Here is a 14647-nt window from a genome sequence, read left to right as displayed (position 1 = left end):
AGCACAGAATCGATCGCAGCCAGATGCACCGGAATGGGGTCTAATGCTAAAGGGTAAATGCGAGTGGAACGCCCGAAAGTATGGCGGCACTAAACGACGCATATGGCGTTAGATCTGCATCGGGATTGATGAAGAATCCTTAGAAATCCGGGCTGCCGAGATCACCACCATTGAGAGCGGCGATGATCCTGCCTCAGATGAACGATGTCATCATCGACCGAGGGGGCACGTCAATCTGTTTCAGGTCCATTCCTACCCCCACATCCGGGCGGCGATATGCTGTTCTTCTTTCCCGACCGCGTCGGCGTAGATTGCGGTGGTGCTGAGCTGCGCATGTCCGAGCCAGCGCTGGAGCATATGGAGGGGGACGCCCTGGACGGTGGCGTGGACGCCGAACCCGTGACGTAGACCTTTCGGCGAGCGATGCGGGGCATCTGGGATGCCAGCTTCGATCATGACGGGGTCTGCTGCCGGAGAGTGCAGAATAGTACGCTAAGCTGAGAGCACGCGTTTCCCATGTTCTCTGAGATTTCCGTTTGCATCGACGTAGCGATAGAGCGTGACGGGCTTGACCCCGAGCTCGGCCGCGAGGGCAGCCACCGACGTGTCCCTGTTCGCCATGGCAGCTTGGGCTAGTCTCACCTGTGCCTTTGTCAGGGCGAACTTCCGCCCACCTTTTCGCCCGCGGGCCCGGGCGGCGGCAAGACCGGCCATGGTGCGCTCCCGTATCAGGTCGCGCTCGAACTCGGCCAGGGTCGCGAAGATGCCGAAGATCATTCGACCTGCCGAGGTAGTGGTATCGATTTCGGCACCCTGACCTGTGAGTACGCGCAAACCGATGCCGCGATCCGACAGGCCTCGCACTGTGTTGACCAGGTGGGTCAGCGTGCGCCCGAGCCTGTCCAGTTTCCAAACGACGAGAACATCTCCTTCCCGAAGCGACCGCAGGCAGGCCTCGAGTCCCGGGCGATCATCGCGGGCGCCTGATGCCTGATCTTCATAGATGCGTTCAGCAGGCACCCCGGCGACGGTCAGTGCGTCGCGTTGGAGGTCCAGCGACTGGGAACCATCAGCCTTGGAGATGCGGGCATAGCCGATCAGCATGTTTCGCAAACGAAGATTTGTGATACAAGTTCAGAATACACGGCAAACCGGGGTATTTCCGTTTCAAAACCCGTGTCGCAATCAATGCGTCGCAAACGGTCCGCCGCTTCACTCCTTTCGCACCAGCCATGTCGCCAAACCTTGGCTAATGAAACGATGTGCAAAATTCAGGCGTTGCTTCCCCGCAGCGGCTTTTTGCTCAAGAGCGCCCAGACCTCTTTCTCGCCTTCGGAGCCGCGTGCACCGAGTTCAATCAACAGCCGTGTCGTGGTTTCAAAATCAGCCCCGATGATGTGGGATAACGTGGATAATTCCCGCCATTCCTTACCTTGCGGCGGGTTTTCCAACGCAACCTTCAGTAACGCCTTGCGGTTGCCGTCCAGCTTTCGCTGAGCTTCGGTTTCCCGCTTGAAGCGAAAATGCTCGATCAGGTATTGTCCTACCGCTCCCACCACCACGCCGGCGATGCCAAGGAAAAAATCATACATCCCACCCCTCCCGGGCCTATTTGAAATCAAAGTCCTTCCAATGCGGGGACTTCCAGAGTTCTTTGGCAGCGTCTGCGCCGATTGCTTGCGCTACGGCATTTATAGCCTTGCTGAAGCTGGTCTTGAGCATTTCGGCGGCATCTTGGGCCGAACCGTCTTTGTCATAGGTACGCACGATCTTATAGCCGTTTAGCCGCCGAAGAGCATCACTTTCAGTTTTTCCGCCGTTCTGAACTTTCGCCGTGAAAAGCATTTCCCAATCTCGAATGCCTCCATACGCTTGATTGCGAAGGTTCCGTGTCCGCTGATCAATGTCGATAGCGGTGCCTATCTTCAGCAATTTTGCGGACCGCGATCCGGCAATGTAGATATAACCGGGAGTGTGGTGGCGATGTTGATACGACAATTTGCTTGTGTCGCATTGTGCGCAGTGGCCCGACCGCGTTCTTAGTCTATGACCACCATTTTTGCACGGCGTTCCCAAAACTACCGTTTTGCCCGCCGCTCGGACACCAGCCTTCCACGCTGCCGATGATTGTCCACGGCCATCATAGACATCATTCACCGTGAAGTTCTGTGATTTCAGGAATGAAATTTCATCCTTGGTTAGCATCTCTCCACCCCATTGCACGATCACTTCTTTCTTTCCACTGCCGCCAACCGCCCAAGCGTAGAATTCCGCCCCCTCCCGCAAACGACCCCATTGATGATCGCGCTTCGTGAATTCTGTCGAAATCACCCGGAAGAAGTCCAGAAAATGTGTTCCTGACTTTTGAGGCGCGTGCTATTTATGGACTGAATTTAGAGACGCTTTGGGACGCTCATACGTTGGTATGAGGCCTCTGTCCATAAACCGAGCAATTTAGAGATGGAACAAACGTTACCATGCCCGATGTTCTGGGTTACGCCCGCGTTTCCACCAAGGACCAGGATCTGGAAGTGCAGCGCCGCCGCCTGCGCGAAGAGGCGGGAGCCATCAGAATCTTCGAGGACGTGATCTCCGGCAAAACCTTCGAGCGGCCCGGTCTGGCCGAACTCCTGAAATTCTCCCGCAATGGTGATATCGTCTGTGTTGTACGTCTCGATCGGCTCGGGCGGTCACTGAAAGAGCTTCTCGAAACGGTCGACGACCTCAAGGCGAGAGGGTTGGCATTCCGATCACTGGAAGAAAGGCTTGACACGTCATCAGCGGCTGGAGAACTGATATTCCATGTGTTCGGGGCGATCGCCCATTTCGAGCGCCGTCTGATTATCGAGAGAACCCGCGACGGAATCGCGGCGGCCAAGGCACGCGGGAAGAAACTTGGAAGGCCTCCCCTGGATAACGACAAGCTGGAATCTGCTTTGAAGTTGATTGATGCTGGTGTCCGCCCCGCTCAAGTCGCCAGGCAACTCGGGCTCGGTCGTTCAACTCTCTATAGAGAACTTGCGGACCTCAAGGCCAAAGCGACTGCCACGTCAACACTGTCATCAGAACTCGCCGATCAGGAAACACCATTGTCATCGACTGTGACAGATCGCTGACATCGACTTTGAAAACTGACAGCTCCGATGTGTTCATTGCGGTTGTTCTTTATGGGTATCCCCAAAATGTCGGCACTGCCGTGGGCCATTCATTGCGCTCACGAAGTTCGATGGCGGGCTGGACCGCAACTTCCTCCTCAGGCATGTTGGTGATGTTATCAATGCGCTGCTCGAGGCCGCAGGGCACAATCTGCGTCTCATCCTGGCAACCATCACCCTTCTCATGGCGAAAGCCGGTACTTCTTCACATCGTTCCATAGCCAGAAGATCAATGGGTTAGAGCATTTCCAGCGAAACTGCATAGCAGTTTTGCGCGGGATAATGCGTAAAACAAATAGATAGAGCGGTTCCGTTTTAACTGGAATCGCTCTAGCCGTTATTCAACGCCGACTACATGATGTTGCATCTGTTCATCTATGGACGAACAGTCAAAGAACGATCCCAGCTACTCAAACTGGGATCGCTCGAGAATCACGTAATGTCCTCACTCAAGCCTCACGATTGAAAATGTATAGCTTCCGAAGAGGTTCGAGAACATTCCAATGCCCCTGCCAGCCACGAGCCAACACAAACGTATCTCCAGCCTTCAGAAGCCTTTTTTCGCCATCCTCATCCTCAATTTCCACGCGACCGGTTAGCACATGGCAGACTTCTGACATATCAGGCCGCGTGGATGGAAATTTCCCCACCGAGCACTCCCAAATACCAACTTGGAACTGGTCTCCCGGTGAGCTCCACAGAACCTTAGAGGTTTCCGTCTGGCCCGCAGTCAGACTGCCAGGTTTAAGGGTTGGGACGTTAGGCAACTTGGTGCCGATAGAATCTGAGAAAGCCTGAAACTCGATCATGATGTTTCCTCAATTTTGGAAAAGGAAGCTGTCGACACTGACGCGACCGCTGGATGCGTATCAGCCAAAATGCTTCTGGATGATTTTCGCGGCTCGTGTCCCTGAGTAAACCGCACCGTTCATGTTCGATACGTATGTGTGCTCGCCGGCAAAGGCCACTCGTCCTACGAGGTCATCGAAGGCGGTTTCGAACTCAGGCCGCCATTCCAAACCGGGTGCCGAATAGACACCGAGCGTATGTGGTTGGTGCTGCCAGTCGGTCATTATGTATTCGTCAGTCAGATCGAGGTCCTTTCTGGAGTCCTGGATCTTCTTCTTCCACGCCACCCCACCATCCTGTAGCTCTAACTTGTCTACGGTCGGTTTGGTGCCTGCGAAGGCCGTGACAGCAGGCCTTCCCTCGTGGCCGCCGTAGGGTGAAGCAGAATTCCACGTCCACCAAAGTTCCTCAGGATATTGTTCGCCACGTGGCATCGCTCCTGAGCGCGTTCCCACGGATATCTTCGCAGCGACGCCCATCTGCCGCGTCTCGATCACTTCACGAACCAAGGAGGGAAGAGAAAAGCCTTTCATCAGCTCCTTCAGTTTTGGCAGAGGAATGGCGATAACTGCAGCATCGCCGACAAATTCATCGCCGCTCGAAGTTGTGAAAACTACTTTATCATTCTTTTGCTCAACCGCAGTGATAACTTGCCCAAACTTAACTGATTCGGAACCTAGCCGACGGTGTATTTCCTGAGTTATAAAATTATTACCTTTGAGAACGCGGCCCCCGTGTTCTACATAATCTGTTGCGTTCCCCTCCCTGTGAAGAACGCCTCGAGCACTCACCTTTGTTGCATCTTGCGATAGAGAAGTGATCATCCTGAGATACATCCGATTGGACTGGTAGTCTGAACCGAACGCCTCTCTAGCAGCTGCATCTAATGATATGTCGTTCTGCCGATCACGTTCCATCGCCCTGATCGTGTTGTGGAGTTTATTCGTATACCCGTTAAGCTGCTCCGCCGACATGCGAGTACCATCGTGCATCCAACGACGATTGAATGCAATTTCATGCGAGACGATTTGGATGTTAAGTTCAGCACAAAGATACCGAATGGCATGATCTTCGGGCGAAATAAACTCCCCACCGCGTTCAATATATTCGCCATTCGACAATTGTTGAGACCACGATCGACCTCCAACGCGATTAGATGATTCCAAAACCGTGACTTCATGCCCCTCGTTGGCCAGACGCCAAGCAGCTTGCATGCCGGCAAGGCCCGCACCTGCGATAACAATTTTCATTTCTATTCCTCCTCTTGGTTGAGTTTACAAGGTCCGTGAATATCGGCGTGCCCGTTCAAGCAACAGCAGTCCAATGATGGTGATTCCGCCCCCCAAAAATTGAAGTGGAGAGAGAACCTGCCCCAAGACCAGCCATGCAATAACACTCGATATGATCGGTTCAGAAATGCTCAAACTACTCGCTCGTGCGGGTCCGAGAATACGGATGCCACTCAGCATAAGAAGTGTGGGCAGAACTGTGAATGCGCCGCCAAGGATCATGAACATTAGGGTAACGTTTAGTTGTCCCGAAATCCCGTTACCTAGAGTAACCTGAACGGTGGCGTTCAGCATATCGAACGGGAAGGACCAAACGGGAGCAAGGAATATCCAAGCAATAGAACCCACCAGATAGCCGAAGGTCGAAATAAACAAGGTCGGTCGGTTTTTAAGGGACTTTTCGGCAAGCAGATAGACTGCCGCTAGAGCAATGGCTGCTCCAAAACCAAAAAAGATGCCAGTCGCGTTAAGTACGAGGGCTCCACCGGATAGTGCAACGCAGGCCAATCCCACGATGCATATTGCCATCGCCACCGCAATCGGTCGAGGAATTAGCTCACCGCGTACTAGGCGAAGATAGGCTAGCACGATGATCGGTGCGGAATACTCAAGTATCAGAACAACCCCGATAGAAATCCGATCGATTGCACCGAAGTACATGCAGGGTGACATAACCATACCAGCAAGACCATAACCGATGAATGCCATTACATCGCTGGAGGTAAGTGGTGGGATTCTCCGGATTCTCACGGCACAGATGAGTAGGAGAATCACGAAGGTGACGAGGACCCTGCCGAAGGCCAACTGGGAAACAGAAAAATGACCGAGCAGAATCTTCGACAGAACGCTCCCCAGCGAATTTAGGAGCGCGGCCGTCAGCATTGCGACCACTCCGAATATAACATTCGGATACACGTTGGTTTTCTCTGTCGACCCAACTGGAACTGGACTGTTGAGGTTCTCGATCTGCAAGATATCAGTCCGTTCAATCTGCGTCATTGAGCAAAACGCCAGTGCTGTGTGCCCAGACGACATCCACAGCATCACCAGGTTGGTGAATGTTCGATTCCGCATGTTGCCTAACGATTACTGGCGTTCCGTCGTCTAGAATGACATCGTACTTCCAAGAAGATCCTAGGTAGGTGATAGTAGTTACGGTGGCTGCAAGTTTGTTATCACCTGGAGCCAGGAAGTGTTCAGTACGCGGCTGGAGTCTCATTTTTTCTGGGCGTAACAGCAAAATATTCCGAGATTTATCGGGAGTAAAAGGAGTGACGAGCTGGTTTCCTTTGAAGGAAAGAACAGAAGTCTGTGAACCGTCAGCTAATCTTTCACCTCTCAACGTATTGGAATCTCCAAGGAAGCGCCCAACGAATAGCGTTTCAGGCGTCTCGTATAGCTGTTGCCCGGTTCCCACCTGCTCAATCGTACCTCTGTTGAAGATAGCGATCCTATCAGAAAGCGCCAACGCCTCTTCTTGGTCATGGGTTACGAAGATGAAAGTGCTTCGAACATTATTATGGATGCGCTTGAGTTCGTCCTGCAGCGCCTCGCGCAATTTCTTGTCCAACGCGCCCAGAGGCTCGTCCAGCAATAGGACATTGGGCTTGAAGACCAGAGCTCGCGCTAGAGCGGCACGCTGCTGCTGACCACCTGAAAGCTGACTCGGAATTCGTGATTCCATCCCCTGCAGTTCGACCAATTGGATGGCCTCACGAACCAGATCCTGTCTCTGGGCACGCGGAATATTCTTTTGCTCGAGAGGGAAGGAGATGTTCTGCGCCACGGTCATGTGGGGAAACAATGCGTAGCTTTGGAAAACAACGCCGAGATTGCGTCTGTAGGGAGGAGTCCGATGCATCTGGGTTCCCCCGATCGCGATTTCCCCTGAACTGACCTCGCTGAAGCCTGCAATTAAGTTGAGCGTCGTCGTCTTTCCTGAACCGCTTGGGCCAAGGAAGGTCATGAATTCGCCCGCCGCTATTGTCAGATTGACATTCTTCACGGCATCGAAGTGACCATATTTCCTACTAATATTTCGAAGTTCCACCGGAGCCCCGACGCCGGTCGCCATAACATCGTCTTTACTGATCATTTTTTAACTCCGCAGGACGCTTGATTAGAGCCGTCAGAGAGGCCAAGCCAACTGAGATGCACATCATCAGGACAGCACCTGCGGCGACGGTCGGATCACTGTCGAAGGTTACGCTCTGGAACATCTTCACGGGCAGCGTCTGAATGAATGGGCTTTGGATGAACAGGGAGATGATAATCTCGTCGAAAGACGTCACGAAGGCGAAAGCTGCGCCGGCCGCTACCCCTGGTAATATCAGAGGGAGAGTGATCTTTCGAAACGTGGTCAATGGCGTAGCGCCCAGACTACCCGCAGCTTGTGCTAGCTTTGGATCAAATGAACTCAGGGCGGAGAGCACGTTTATGACTACCAAAGGAATGGCGACAACCGTATGAGCGATAACGAAACCAGTCAGCGTTCCGACCAAGCCGAAGCGCGTAAACACCGAATAGAGGCCTACAGCCACCAGTATTCCAGGCACAATCATCGGTGAAATGAGAAGACCAGTGATGGCGCGTTTACCGTAAAAATTACTCCGATAGAGCCCAAGAGCAGCAAGTAAGCCCAAAGCCGTAGCTACGATAGTAGTTAGTATGGCAACTATAGAAGTGTCGTAGAAGGCCGATAACCACCCCGCATCAGACAAAAAGTTGGTATACCAGCGCAGTGAAAACCCTTGAGGGGGAAAGCTAAAGCTCGCCTCGCTGTTCACAGAAGTCAGGATTATGACGAACAACGGCGCTATTATCCATAATGCGACTACAGTGACACTGATATTGATGAGATGACGTGACATCATAGCCTCCCCACGCCATCTAGCTTAAGACCACGCGATAAGCGCATAAAAATGGCAATGACGATGAGGGTACTTACCAAAAGCACAATACCCATTGCTGAGCCTCGACCCCACTCGAGCAGTCCCGAGACCTGCTGCTGAATCATCGCTGAAATCATAGTGTTTCGAGGCGATCCTAGCAGTGCGGGAATAATGTAGAAACCGAGACTCAAAACAAAAACTGTCATCGTGCCTGCGAAAATTCCTGGCTTGGTCAAAGGTACATATATTCGCCAAAATGCGACACTCGGCTTTGCGCCAAGACTTTGAGCTGCAAGTTGCAAGCTACCGTCGATCTTGGACATGACCGAATAGAGCGGCAGCACCATGAATGGCATGAGCATTTGCGCCATACCGATGATAACGCCCGTAGTCGTGCGAATAAGCTGGAGTCGGCCAATTCCAAGCATTTCTAAAACATCGTTGATAACGCCGGTATCCTGGAGCAGAACGATCCAAGCTAGGGTGCGCACCATTAGGCTCGTCCACAGTGGGGTCAGAACTATCGCCAACAGGAGGGCCCGCATCCTTGGGCGGACCCTGCTCATGACATAGGCGTAAGGATATGCCAACACTAAACAGACGGCCGAAACAATTAATGCCGTCCAGAATGTACGCAGCGACACCGCCACGTTCACGTTATTCGTGAAGAACCAGACATAGTTCTGCATTCCCAACCGTGGCAGGCTGATGCTTTTCCATAGAATATCGCACAGCGGATAAATGAAGAATATCACCATGAATGCCAATGCAGGAACAAGGATGACCAAAGAGATGTCGCGTGGAGAATGAACGCGAGATGCGCGTCCCTCTCCTGCTGTTGCTAATGTCACGTGACAGCTCCCTAGTAACCCGAAATCCATGCAGACCAGCGATCAGAAAACTCCGACCAATGCTCAGACCACCACTTGACGTCAGGATTGTGGGAGGTCTTGAAACGTTCTTTGTTCGGCATCCACTGTATTGCAAGATCGGACAACTGTGGCTTGGCATTCACATTCACAGGCGCATAGGAAGTTAGTTCTGCCAAACGTTCTGTTTGCTTAGCGCCCAGATAATAGTTCAGGCCAGCTTGGGCGGCGGCGACGTTCTTAGATCCCTTAGGGATGGATACGGAGTCCACCGCCACCATCCAATCATTCCAGATCGGCTTGATGTTGTGGCCAGCCTGTGCGGCTCCAAAGCCGCGTCCGTTCCACACCTGAGCCATACTAACCTCTCCGGATTCGAGCTGCTGTTGAGCCTGTGCTCCCGTCGTCCAACCAACAAGATGGTCCTCAATGGAACGGAGCTTCTTAAACGCGCGATCGAAATCAATAGGATAAAGCTTATCTGGTGCCACGCCATCCGCGAGCAGGGCACCAACTATGAGTCCCGTCATAGGATTCGAACTCATATTGACACCACGCTTACCCGGGAATTTCTCCACGTCAAAAAAGTCTTGCCAATTTTTCGGCGGCGTCGAATATTTATCAGCGTCGTACACCATGATATCTGCATATATAATTGCAGGAACCATGCAATCGTCGGATACAAGCCCCTCAGGAATATTAGTTAAATCCACTACTGTTTTATCAATTTTTTCAAAAAAATCCCCACAATACTGATAACTTAAATATCTATCACCAATATACATATCCCACGATACATTTTTACTATCGATCATCGCCTTAAGTTTACTGAAAACACCAGAGTCCTGAAGGACAGTTGCGCCGCTCTCCTTCTGGAAGGGATCCCATATGGCCTGTTTTTGCCCATCCTGAAGAATACCTCCTGATGAAGCAAAAACAATCGTTTGACCAGTCAAGCTGTTGGGCGCCACTTCGCCCGCAACCGGGGCGGCATTAGCGAGTCCGCAGAATACTGGCACCCACGCCAATGCTGTTAGCAGCAATTTGTTCTTTTTCATGGTTCTCCTCCCGGTCTCAAATTGAATCTACGGTTCGTCGGGACCAACGACGAACAGGACTTCAGCGATTTTTTTCCCCGGATTGGTGATCAGGTGCGGCATACTCGATCGATATTCCATCGCGTCACCCGCACGCAGGCCTATGGTCTGGGCACCTACCCGGACATCCACCTCTCCACTAAGAATATAGATGCACTCCTGAGCATTACCGTGCGTATAAGGCTCACTCGCATTCGCCGTCTCAGGATTAATCCTGTGAATGAAAACCTCGAACGAACCATAAGATTTGCGCGTGATAAGAAACTTCTGATGATCCTCATCACTGCTGATAGCCCCCCTGTCTAGCGCACGGACGACATGAACCTCCGCATTGTCGGCCTCCATCGTCAACTCACTCAAACTGACGTGCAATGATGCCCCAATCTGCATTAACGTGGATATATGCGCTCCGCTTACTCCTCGTTCGAGCTGGCTAAGAAAACTAGCGCTGGCACCGCAAAGCAATCCCAGATCCCTTAGGGAAAGTCGCTGCCGCAACCTGTGCCGCTTAATATTCCGGCCAATGACCTCCCACTGGCGATCTATGTCTGCTTTCAAGTGTGTTCTCTCTCTTTACAAACGTTAAATGGGATATATTTTATGTCAAGTAATATTTCAAGGTCGTATACTCAACCTTCCCGATTTGTTCGAGGAATGATGAAATAGGTAGAGGGTGTTAAAAGGCTTTGTGATCAGCGTTAGCACTGTTGGGCCAAGTTGGGGGCGGTGCGCCCAACATGTGCTCTCGGCATCAGTCAGAATATGGCGTTTGCAGCCTTTGATTTCTTGCAAGCATTGAAACCGCGTGGCCGCAGATTTCTGTGGTCTTCACGCTTCACTGTCAACCATTCCAGCCGTCGGTTCTACTGCGCGACCAACCAAGAAGCCGGGTCAACATGATCAGTGTCTCGTTGATGAGATCCAGTACGCCACTACTGCTCAGCCAGTAAAAAAATAATGCTAAACCGTCGTGAATGATCGAAAGCCTTTCGGCAGCATTGCCCACTGGCAACTCGTCGATGCTATATACAGGATCCCACCTCATACCATGCGCAAAAGGTGCTGTTGCAACAGCACCTACCTTGAACCGCACCACACCGAGTTCCTTTTACTACCGCGTCGGCGCTGACACGGTGATGGTACATTTCTGATCCTTGCCGGCCTTGGCGGCGGCGCTGGCACAGGCGGTTAACGTCTCACGATTGGCCTGCACAAGATGGTCGGCATCGACAATGTTGCGCCAGCCTGCGGGACTTTCCGACTGCATGAGCGCCGCCCCTGCATTCCAGCGATCATCGTTCATGACGGTGGAAGCCACGGCCATGTCGATGGTTCCGGGCAAGATGCGCGGGGCAAACAGCGTCAGCAGCACGCCGATAATCACCCCGCCCCCGGCCATGCCGGAAAGCCACCAGTCTTGCCGGCGGCGCTCCCGTGCGCTCTCGATGCGCTCAGTGAGGTTTCGCCCGACGCGTTCGAGATCGGACGCCTGCCGCTCGATCTGCCGCACGGCACCATGCACCAGATTTTCACCGCTGCGCCCGATGATCGCCGCATAGTGCTGCGCGTCCTGCTTGAGAACCGGCAATTGCTCGACGTCCTGCAGGCGATCCGCGACAGTGTCGAGCGCCTGCACGATCCGGGCGAGCTGCGGCTTGTAGTCCTGCGGCACGCCGATCCTGTCGAACTGATCGAACGCCGCTTCCAGCCCGCGCCGCATGACGGTCAATTCAGCAGCGATCTGCGCACCCTGCGCCTCGATGGTGCGCCGCAGCGCATCGAAAGCGGCGGCTGGATCACCGGCCTCGTCCTCGTCCAGAACGGCCAGCGCCGTCTCTTGCTCGTCGTCGCGTTCCGTCATGATCTCCTGACCTTACATTTCCCCCGACCTACATTTCGATGCCAAAGCCCCGGCTCATGCTCTGACCGCGTGACCTGTCCACCTGCAACGCTTGCGCCACACTCTCCCCCCGGCTGAGCGTATGCCTGATACCAAGCTCCCGGCTGCGATTGCGCAAAATGGAATCCACCTGCGGGTCACGTTCGAGGCTCTTGGCAAGGCCCTGCAACTGGTCTCCGATCCTGGCGCGCGCCTCGTCATGTCGCCAGCCGCGCAGCTCGCGTTGCTGATCCTGCAACTCTTGCCAACGGTTCATGAACCGGTCGGCCCGGACATGCGGGTCTTGCAGGGCGGCGTTTTCATGCTGCATCGCGTCAATGACATGAGAAACCCGCTCCCGGCCTGAAAGCGCTGTCATGGCGCGCGCCGCCTCCGGATCATGCCCCAAGGTCGAAACCATTAAATCTTTCATTCCAGCGTGCACCTGGTCCAGCTGTTTTCCAGCTGCGCGGATTTCCTGCCGCTGCATGTCGAGGATCGGAAGACCATCGGCATGGTGCTGTGCGATTGACTGATAAGCCCGCGCATAACGGTCAACCGCCACCTCAAGCGGTGACTGCGCCCGCACCCGCTCGGCCAGTCTGTCGAAAGCCGGACTGGCAGGCGCCGGGGCGGGCCGCAAGCTTCTCTCTCTTTCCGGCTGCATCCAAGAAGCCTGAGAAGGCGCAGTAGGCGCCCCGGAACTGACAGTGAGCTTGAGACCGGCAAATATGCCGCCGCGCTTCCTCTCGACCTGCTGTGGCGACTGCTGATCGATTTGCGGGCTATTCTCGTCAACACGCTCCTGCTGCGCCCGCTCGGAAGCGAGATTCTTGCCAAGATCTGCGTGAGGATCCTCACGCAGATCCTGCGCGAGATCCACACCAGGTTTTTGCGAGGATCCGCGCGCATGATCCTCGTCCTTGTCTTTGGCGCTGAAAGAATGCAACCTGCCTGTGCTCGCATCCTCGCGCGCATGGTCCCGGTCCTCTATGTCACCCCCTCTACCCCAAGAGGCCGGGACCGATCTTTCAGAGCGCGACAGGCTTTTGCGCTGCCGCTCGGCGGGAAGCTCGATCTCGCTGACAACACCCATGCTTTCCGCTATCCCGCGCCGCTCCGCAAACTGCCGCTCGGCAAGGTCGCTTGCATAGTCGAGCGTCGTTTCCTTGACGCCAGAGCGCGACAGATGCTTTTCAAGCTGCGCATAGGCCAGCTCATTCGCCTCGCGGACCTGCCATGTGTTGCGGTGCGTCTCGGTTCCATCCGGCAAAGTGACAGGCGTCGAACCCACATGCTCAAGGCCGATCTTCTCACCGATCTCCGGCGAGGCTTCGGTCATGGCGCGCTCAAGATCGACGCCCCATATCGTGCGCTGCTGCCCTTGATCGTTTTCCAGCGTCACGAAATAGCTGTCGCTGTTCTTCGGATCATGCTCGAACGGCGCGGCCCCGTTCTCGACCAGTTTTCCAGCCTTGGTGAACTCATCCTCCGCCGCATAAAGCTGCACCTCGTCGCGATGCCGGGTCATGGCGACATAGGTCAAATGCCGGTCCATCGTGCCGGATGCCAGCACGAAGGACCGATCCACCGTCGCGCCCTGATTCTTGTGAATCGTCGTCGCATAGCCATGATCCACCGCCTGATAGCTGTCCATCGGTACGGCAATGCTGTCGCCCCGGTCCAGCGTGGCGATGATCATGGGGCCGGCACCCGGTCGCTGAGCTGCCACATGCTCGACGGTGCCAAGCATGCCGTTTTTCACACCAAGGTCGCGATCATTCTCAAGAAACACGATGCGGTCGCCCGGCGCGAACTCGCGCTTGCCGTCATTGGTCTGAAAGGTCAGCGCGCCGGCGTCCGAGCCCACGGCGGGCACGTTGCCCTGAGCAAGTTCGCCCCGCTCCTGAAGCGCGGCACGAATATCCGCATTGAGCGCCCGCACATCGGCCCGGCGATGCGCCATGGCAACGCGGCTTCCCTCCGGACGCTCGTCACGGTCGGCAAGATAATCGCGCACGATCTGACCCCGCACCCCTTCGCCCGTCTCGCTGAAACGAATATCGCCATGCGCATGATAGGCTGCCAGACCTTCCGCTGTCCGATGCGTGGCGAAGTCAACGGAAGCCGCCCGCTGCCAGTCCACACGCTGCCGGCGAATTTCGGAAAGTTCGGCATGGCCGATTTCCTCTGCGATCGCCCGGAACGGTGCACCGGCCCCGATCGCCTGCAACTGCTCATGGTCACCGACAAGCACGATCTTCGCCCCGCGCGCCTCGGCCTCGCCAACAAACCGGGCCAGCTGACGCGAACCGATCATGCCCGCCTCGTCGATCACAAACACGTCGCCGCGGTTGAGCTGGCCGCGATCACTGTCCCACCTGTAAGACCATGACGCGAGGGTGCGGCTATGGATGCCCGACGATTCTTCCAGTCCTTCCGCAGCTTTGCCTGACAGCGCCGCACCATGAACCTTATAGCCTTCCGCTTCCCATGCCTCGCGCGCTGCCGCCAGCATCGTGCTCTTGCCAGCACCGGCAAAGCCGACAACAGCGGAAATCTGCTCCGGCCCGGTGATGTGTTCGATCGCCTGCCGCTGCTCGTCGGAAAGCCGCGCC

General features: G+C 54.7%; 16 protein-coding genes and 2 pseudogenes. 3 read left to right on the top strand and 15 right to left on the bottom strand.

What is annotated here, in order from left to right; all coding sequences use genetic code 11:
• Positions 1-52: 52 nt before the first annotated feature.
• A pseudogene (locus tag ABDF71_RS27020) lies at positions 53-202 on the top strand (IS5/IS1182 family transposase); the annotation flags it as partial.
• Between the two features lie 50 nt (positions 203-252).
• Here ABDF71_RS27020 and ABDF71_RS27015 read toward each other — a convergent pair.
• From ABDF71_RS27015 to ABDF71_RS27000, 4 genes are all read right to left on the bottom strand, one after another.
• Positions 253-456, bottom strand: a complete 204-nt coding sequence (locus ABDF71_RS27015; RefSeq protein WP_500062016.1) for a tyrosine-type recombinase/integrase — start codon at positions 454-456, stop codon at positions 253-255.
• A 36-nt stretch (positions 457-492) separates the two neighbouring features.
• Positions 493-1104 (bottom strand): recombinase family protein, encoded by a 612-nt coding sequence (locus ABDF71_RS27010; protein ID WP_500062015.1) that lies wholly within the window; start codon positions 1102-1104, stop codon positions 493-495.
• 167 nt (positions 1105-1271) lie between these two features.
• On the bottom strand, positions 1272-1592 hold the full coding sequence (locus ABDF71_RS27005; RefSeq protein ID WP_125335980.1) for a hypothetical protein: 321 nt from the start codon (positions 1590-1592) through the stop codon (positions 1272-1274).
• A gap of 16 nt (positions 1593-1608) precedes the next feature.
• On the bottom strand, positions 1609-2331 hold the full coding sequence (locus tag ABDF71_RS27000; protein ID WP_500062014.1) for a GIY-YIG nuclease family protein: 723 nt from the start codon (positions 2329-2331) through the stop codon (positions 1609-1611).
• A gap of 146 nt (positions 2332-2477) precedes the next feature.
• On the opposite strand from ABDF71_RS27000, the gene ABDF71_RS26995 reads away from it, so the two are divergent.
• On the top strand, positions 2478-3116 hold the full coding sequence (locus ABDF71_RS26995; protein WP_194532009.1) for a recombinase family protein: 639 nt from the start codon (positions 2478-2480) through the stop codon (positions 3114-3116).
• Between the two features lie 64 nt (positions 3117-3180).
• Positions 3181-3396, top strand: a pseudogene (locus tag ABDF71_RS26990) (IS5/IS1182 family transposase); the annotation flags it as partial.
• Positions 3397-3604: 208 nt separating this feature from the next.
• Here the strand turns inward: ABDF71_RS26990 and ABDF71_RS26985 are convergent.
• From ABDF71_RS26985 to ABDF71_RS26935, 11 genes are all read right to left on the bottom strand, one after another.
• Positions 3605-3964: a cupin domain-containing protein gene (locus ABDF71_RS26985; protein WP_194532008.1), complete on the bottom strand. Its 360-nt coding sequence runs from the start codon at positions 3962-3964 to the stop codon at positions 3605-3607.
• Positions 3965-4024: 60 nt separating this feature from the next.
• Positions 4025-5254 (bottom strand): flavin monoamine oxidase family protein, encoded by a 1230-nt coding sequence (locus tag ABDF71_RS26980; RefSeq protein WP_500062013.1) that lies wholly within the window; start codon positions 5252-5254, stop codon positions 4025-4027.
• A gap of 24 nt (positions 5255-5278) precedes the next feature.
• Positions 5279-6292 carry a DMT family transporter gene (locus tag ABDF71_RS26975; protein WP_194532006.1) on the bottom strand — a complete coding sequence of 338 codons (1014 nt, stop codon included), beginning with the start codon at positions 6290-6292 and terminating at the stop codon, positions 5279-5281.
• Positions 6279-7388 carry an ABC transporter ATP-binding protein gene (locus ABDF71_RS26970; RefSeq protein WP_244980391.1) on the bottom strand — a complete coding sequence of 370 codons (1110 nt, stop codon included), beginning with the start codon at positions 7386-7388 and terminating at the stop codon, positions 6279-6281. The genes ABDF71_RS26975 and ABDF71_RS26970 overlap by 14 nt, the downstream gene beginning before the upstream one ends.
• Positions 7378-8163: an ABC transporter permease gene (locus tag ABDF71_RS26965; RefSeq protein WP_500062012.1), complete on the bottom strand. Its 786-nt coding sequence runs from the start codon at positions 8161-8163 to the stop codon at positions 7378-7380. Before ABDF71_RS26965 ends, ABDF71_RS26970 begins: the two co-directional genes overlap by 11 nt.
• Entirely contained in the window at positions 8163-9035 is an 873-nt protein-coding gene (locus ABDF71_RS26960; RefSeq protein WP_500062011.1) for an ABC transporter permease, read from the bottom strand. Before ABDF71_RS26960 ends, ABDF71_RS26965 begins: the two co-directional genes overlap by 1 nt.
• Before the next feature lie 11 nt (positions 9036-9046).
• A complete protein-coding gene (locus ABDF71_RS26955; protein WP_500062010.1) occupies positions 9047-10111 on the bottom strand; it encodes an ABC transporter substrate-binding protein in 1065 nt (354 codons plus the stop codon).
• A gap of 27 nt (positions 10112-10138) precedes the next feature.
• Positions 10139-10708 carry a helix-turn-helix domain-containing protein gene (locus ABDF71_RS26950; RefSeq protein ID WP_194532002.1) on the bottom strand — a complete coding sequence of 190 codons (570 nt, stop codon included), beginning with the start codon at positions 10706-10708 and terminating at the stop codon, positions 10139-10141.
• 283 nt (positions 10709-10991) lie between these two features.
• Entirely contained in the window at positions 10992-11246 is a 255-nt protein-coding gene (locus tag ABDF71_RS26945; RefSeq protein ID WP_194532001.1) for a hypothetical protein, read from the bottom strand.
• A gap of 15 nt (positions 11247-11261) precedes the next feature.
• Complete coding sequence (locus ABDF71_RS26940) at positions 11262-12011, bottom strand: DUF6118 family protein (RefSeq protein ID WP_194532000.1); 750 nt, start codon at positions 12009-12011, stop codon at positions 11262-11264.
• A 28-nt stretch (positions 12012-12039) separates the two neighbouring features.
• The coding region (locus ABDF71_RS26935) for an AAA family ATPase (protein ID WP_500062009.1) at positions 12040-14647 on the bottom strand (2608 nt) is incomplete at its 5' end.

This window comes from Ochrobactrum sp. WV_118_8, from assembly GCF_039631535.1.
GTDB classification, from domain to species: Bacteria; Pseudomonadota; Alphaproteobacteria; order Rhizobiales; family Rhizobiaceae; genus Brucella; species Brucella anthropi.
Note: the sequence above shows the minus strand (reverse complement) of the source record. Positions and strands in the feature narration are given on the sequence as shown.

Coding starts and splice junctions, on each gene's coding strand:
- ABDF71_RS27005 (WP_125335980.1), bottom strand. CDS start 1,592: ATGTATGATTTTTTCCTTGGCATCGCCGGCGTGGTGGTGGGAGCGGTA.
- ABDF71_RS27010 (WP_500062015.1), bottom strand. CDS start 1,104: ATGCTGATCGGCTATGCCCGCATCTCCAAGGCTGATGGTTCCCAGTCG.
- ABDF71_RS26965 (WP_500062012.1), bottom strand. CDS start 8,163: ATGTCACGTCATCTCATCAATATCAGTGTCACTGTAGTCGCATTATGG.
- ABDF71_RS26975 (WP_194532006.1), bottom strand. CDS start 6,292: ATGACGCAGATTGAACGGACTGATATCTTGCAGATCGAGAACCTCAAC.
- ABDF71_RS26955 (WP_500062010.1), bottom strand. CDS start 10,111: ATGAAAAAGAACAAATTGCTGCTAACAGCATTGGCGTGGGTGCCAGTA.
- ABDF71_RS26985 (WP_194532008.1), bottom strand. CDS start 3,964: ATGATCGAGTTTCAGGCTTTCTCAGATTCTATCGGCACCAAGTTGCCT.
- ABDF71_RS27015 (WP_500062016.1), bottom strand. CDS start 456: ATGATCGAAGCTGGCATCCCAGATGCCCCGCATCGCTCGCCGAAAGGT.
- ABDF71_RS26970 (WP_244980391.1), bottom strand. CDS start 7,388: ATGATCAGTAAAGACGATGTTATGGCGACCGGCGTCGGGGCTCCGGTG.
- ABDF71_RS26940 (WP_194532000.1), bottom strand. CDS start 12,011: ATGACGGAACGCGACGACGAGCAAGAGACGGCGCTGGCCGTTCTGGAC.
- ABDF71_RS26980 (WP_500062013.1), bottom strand. CDS start 5,254: ATGAAAATTGTTATCGCAGGTGCGGGCCTTGCCGGCATGCAAGCTGCT.
- ABDF71_RS26995 (WP_194532009.1), top strand. CDS start 2,478: ATGCCCGATGTTCTGGGTTACGCCCGCGTTTCCACCAAGGACCAGGAT.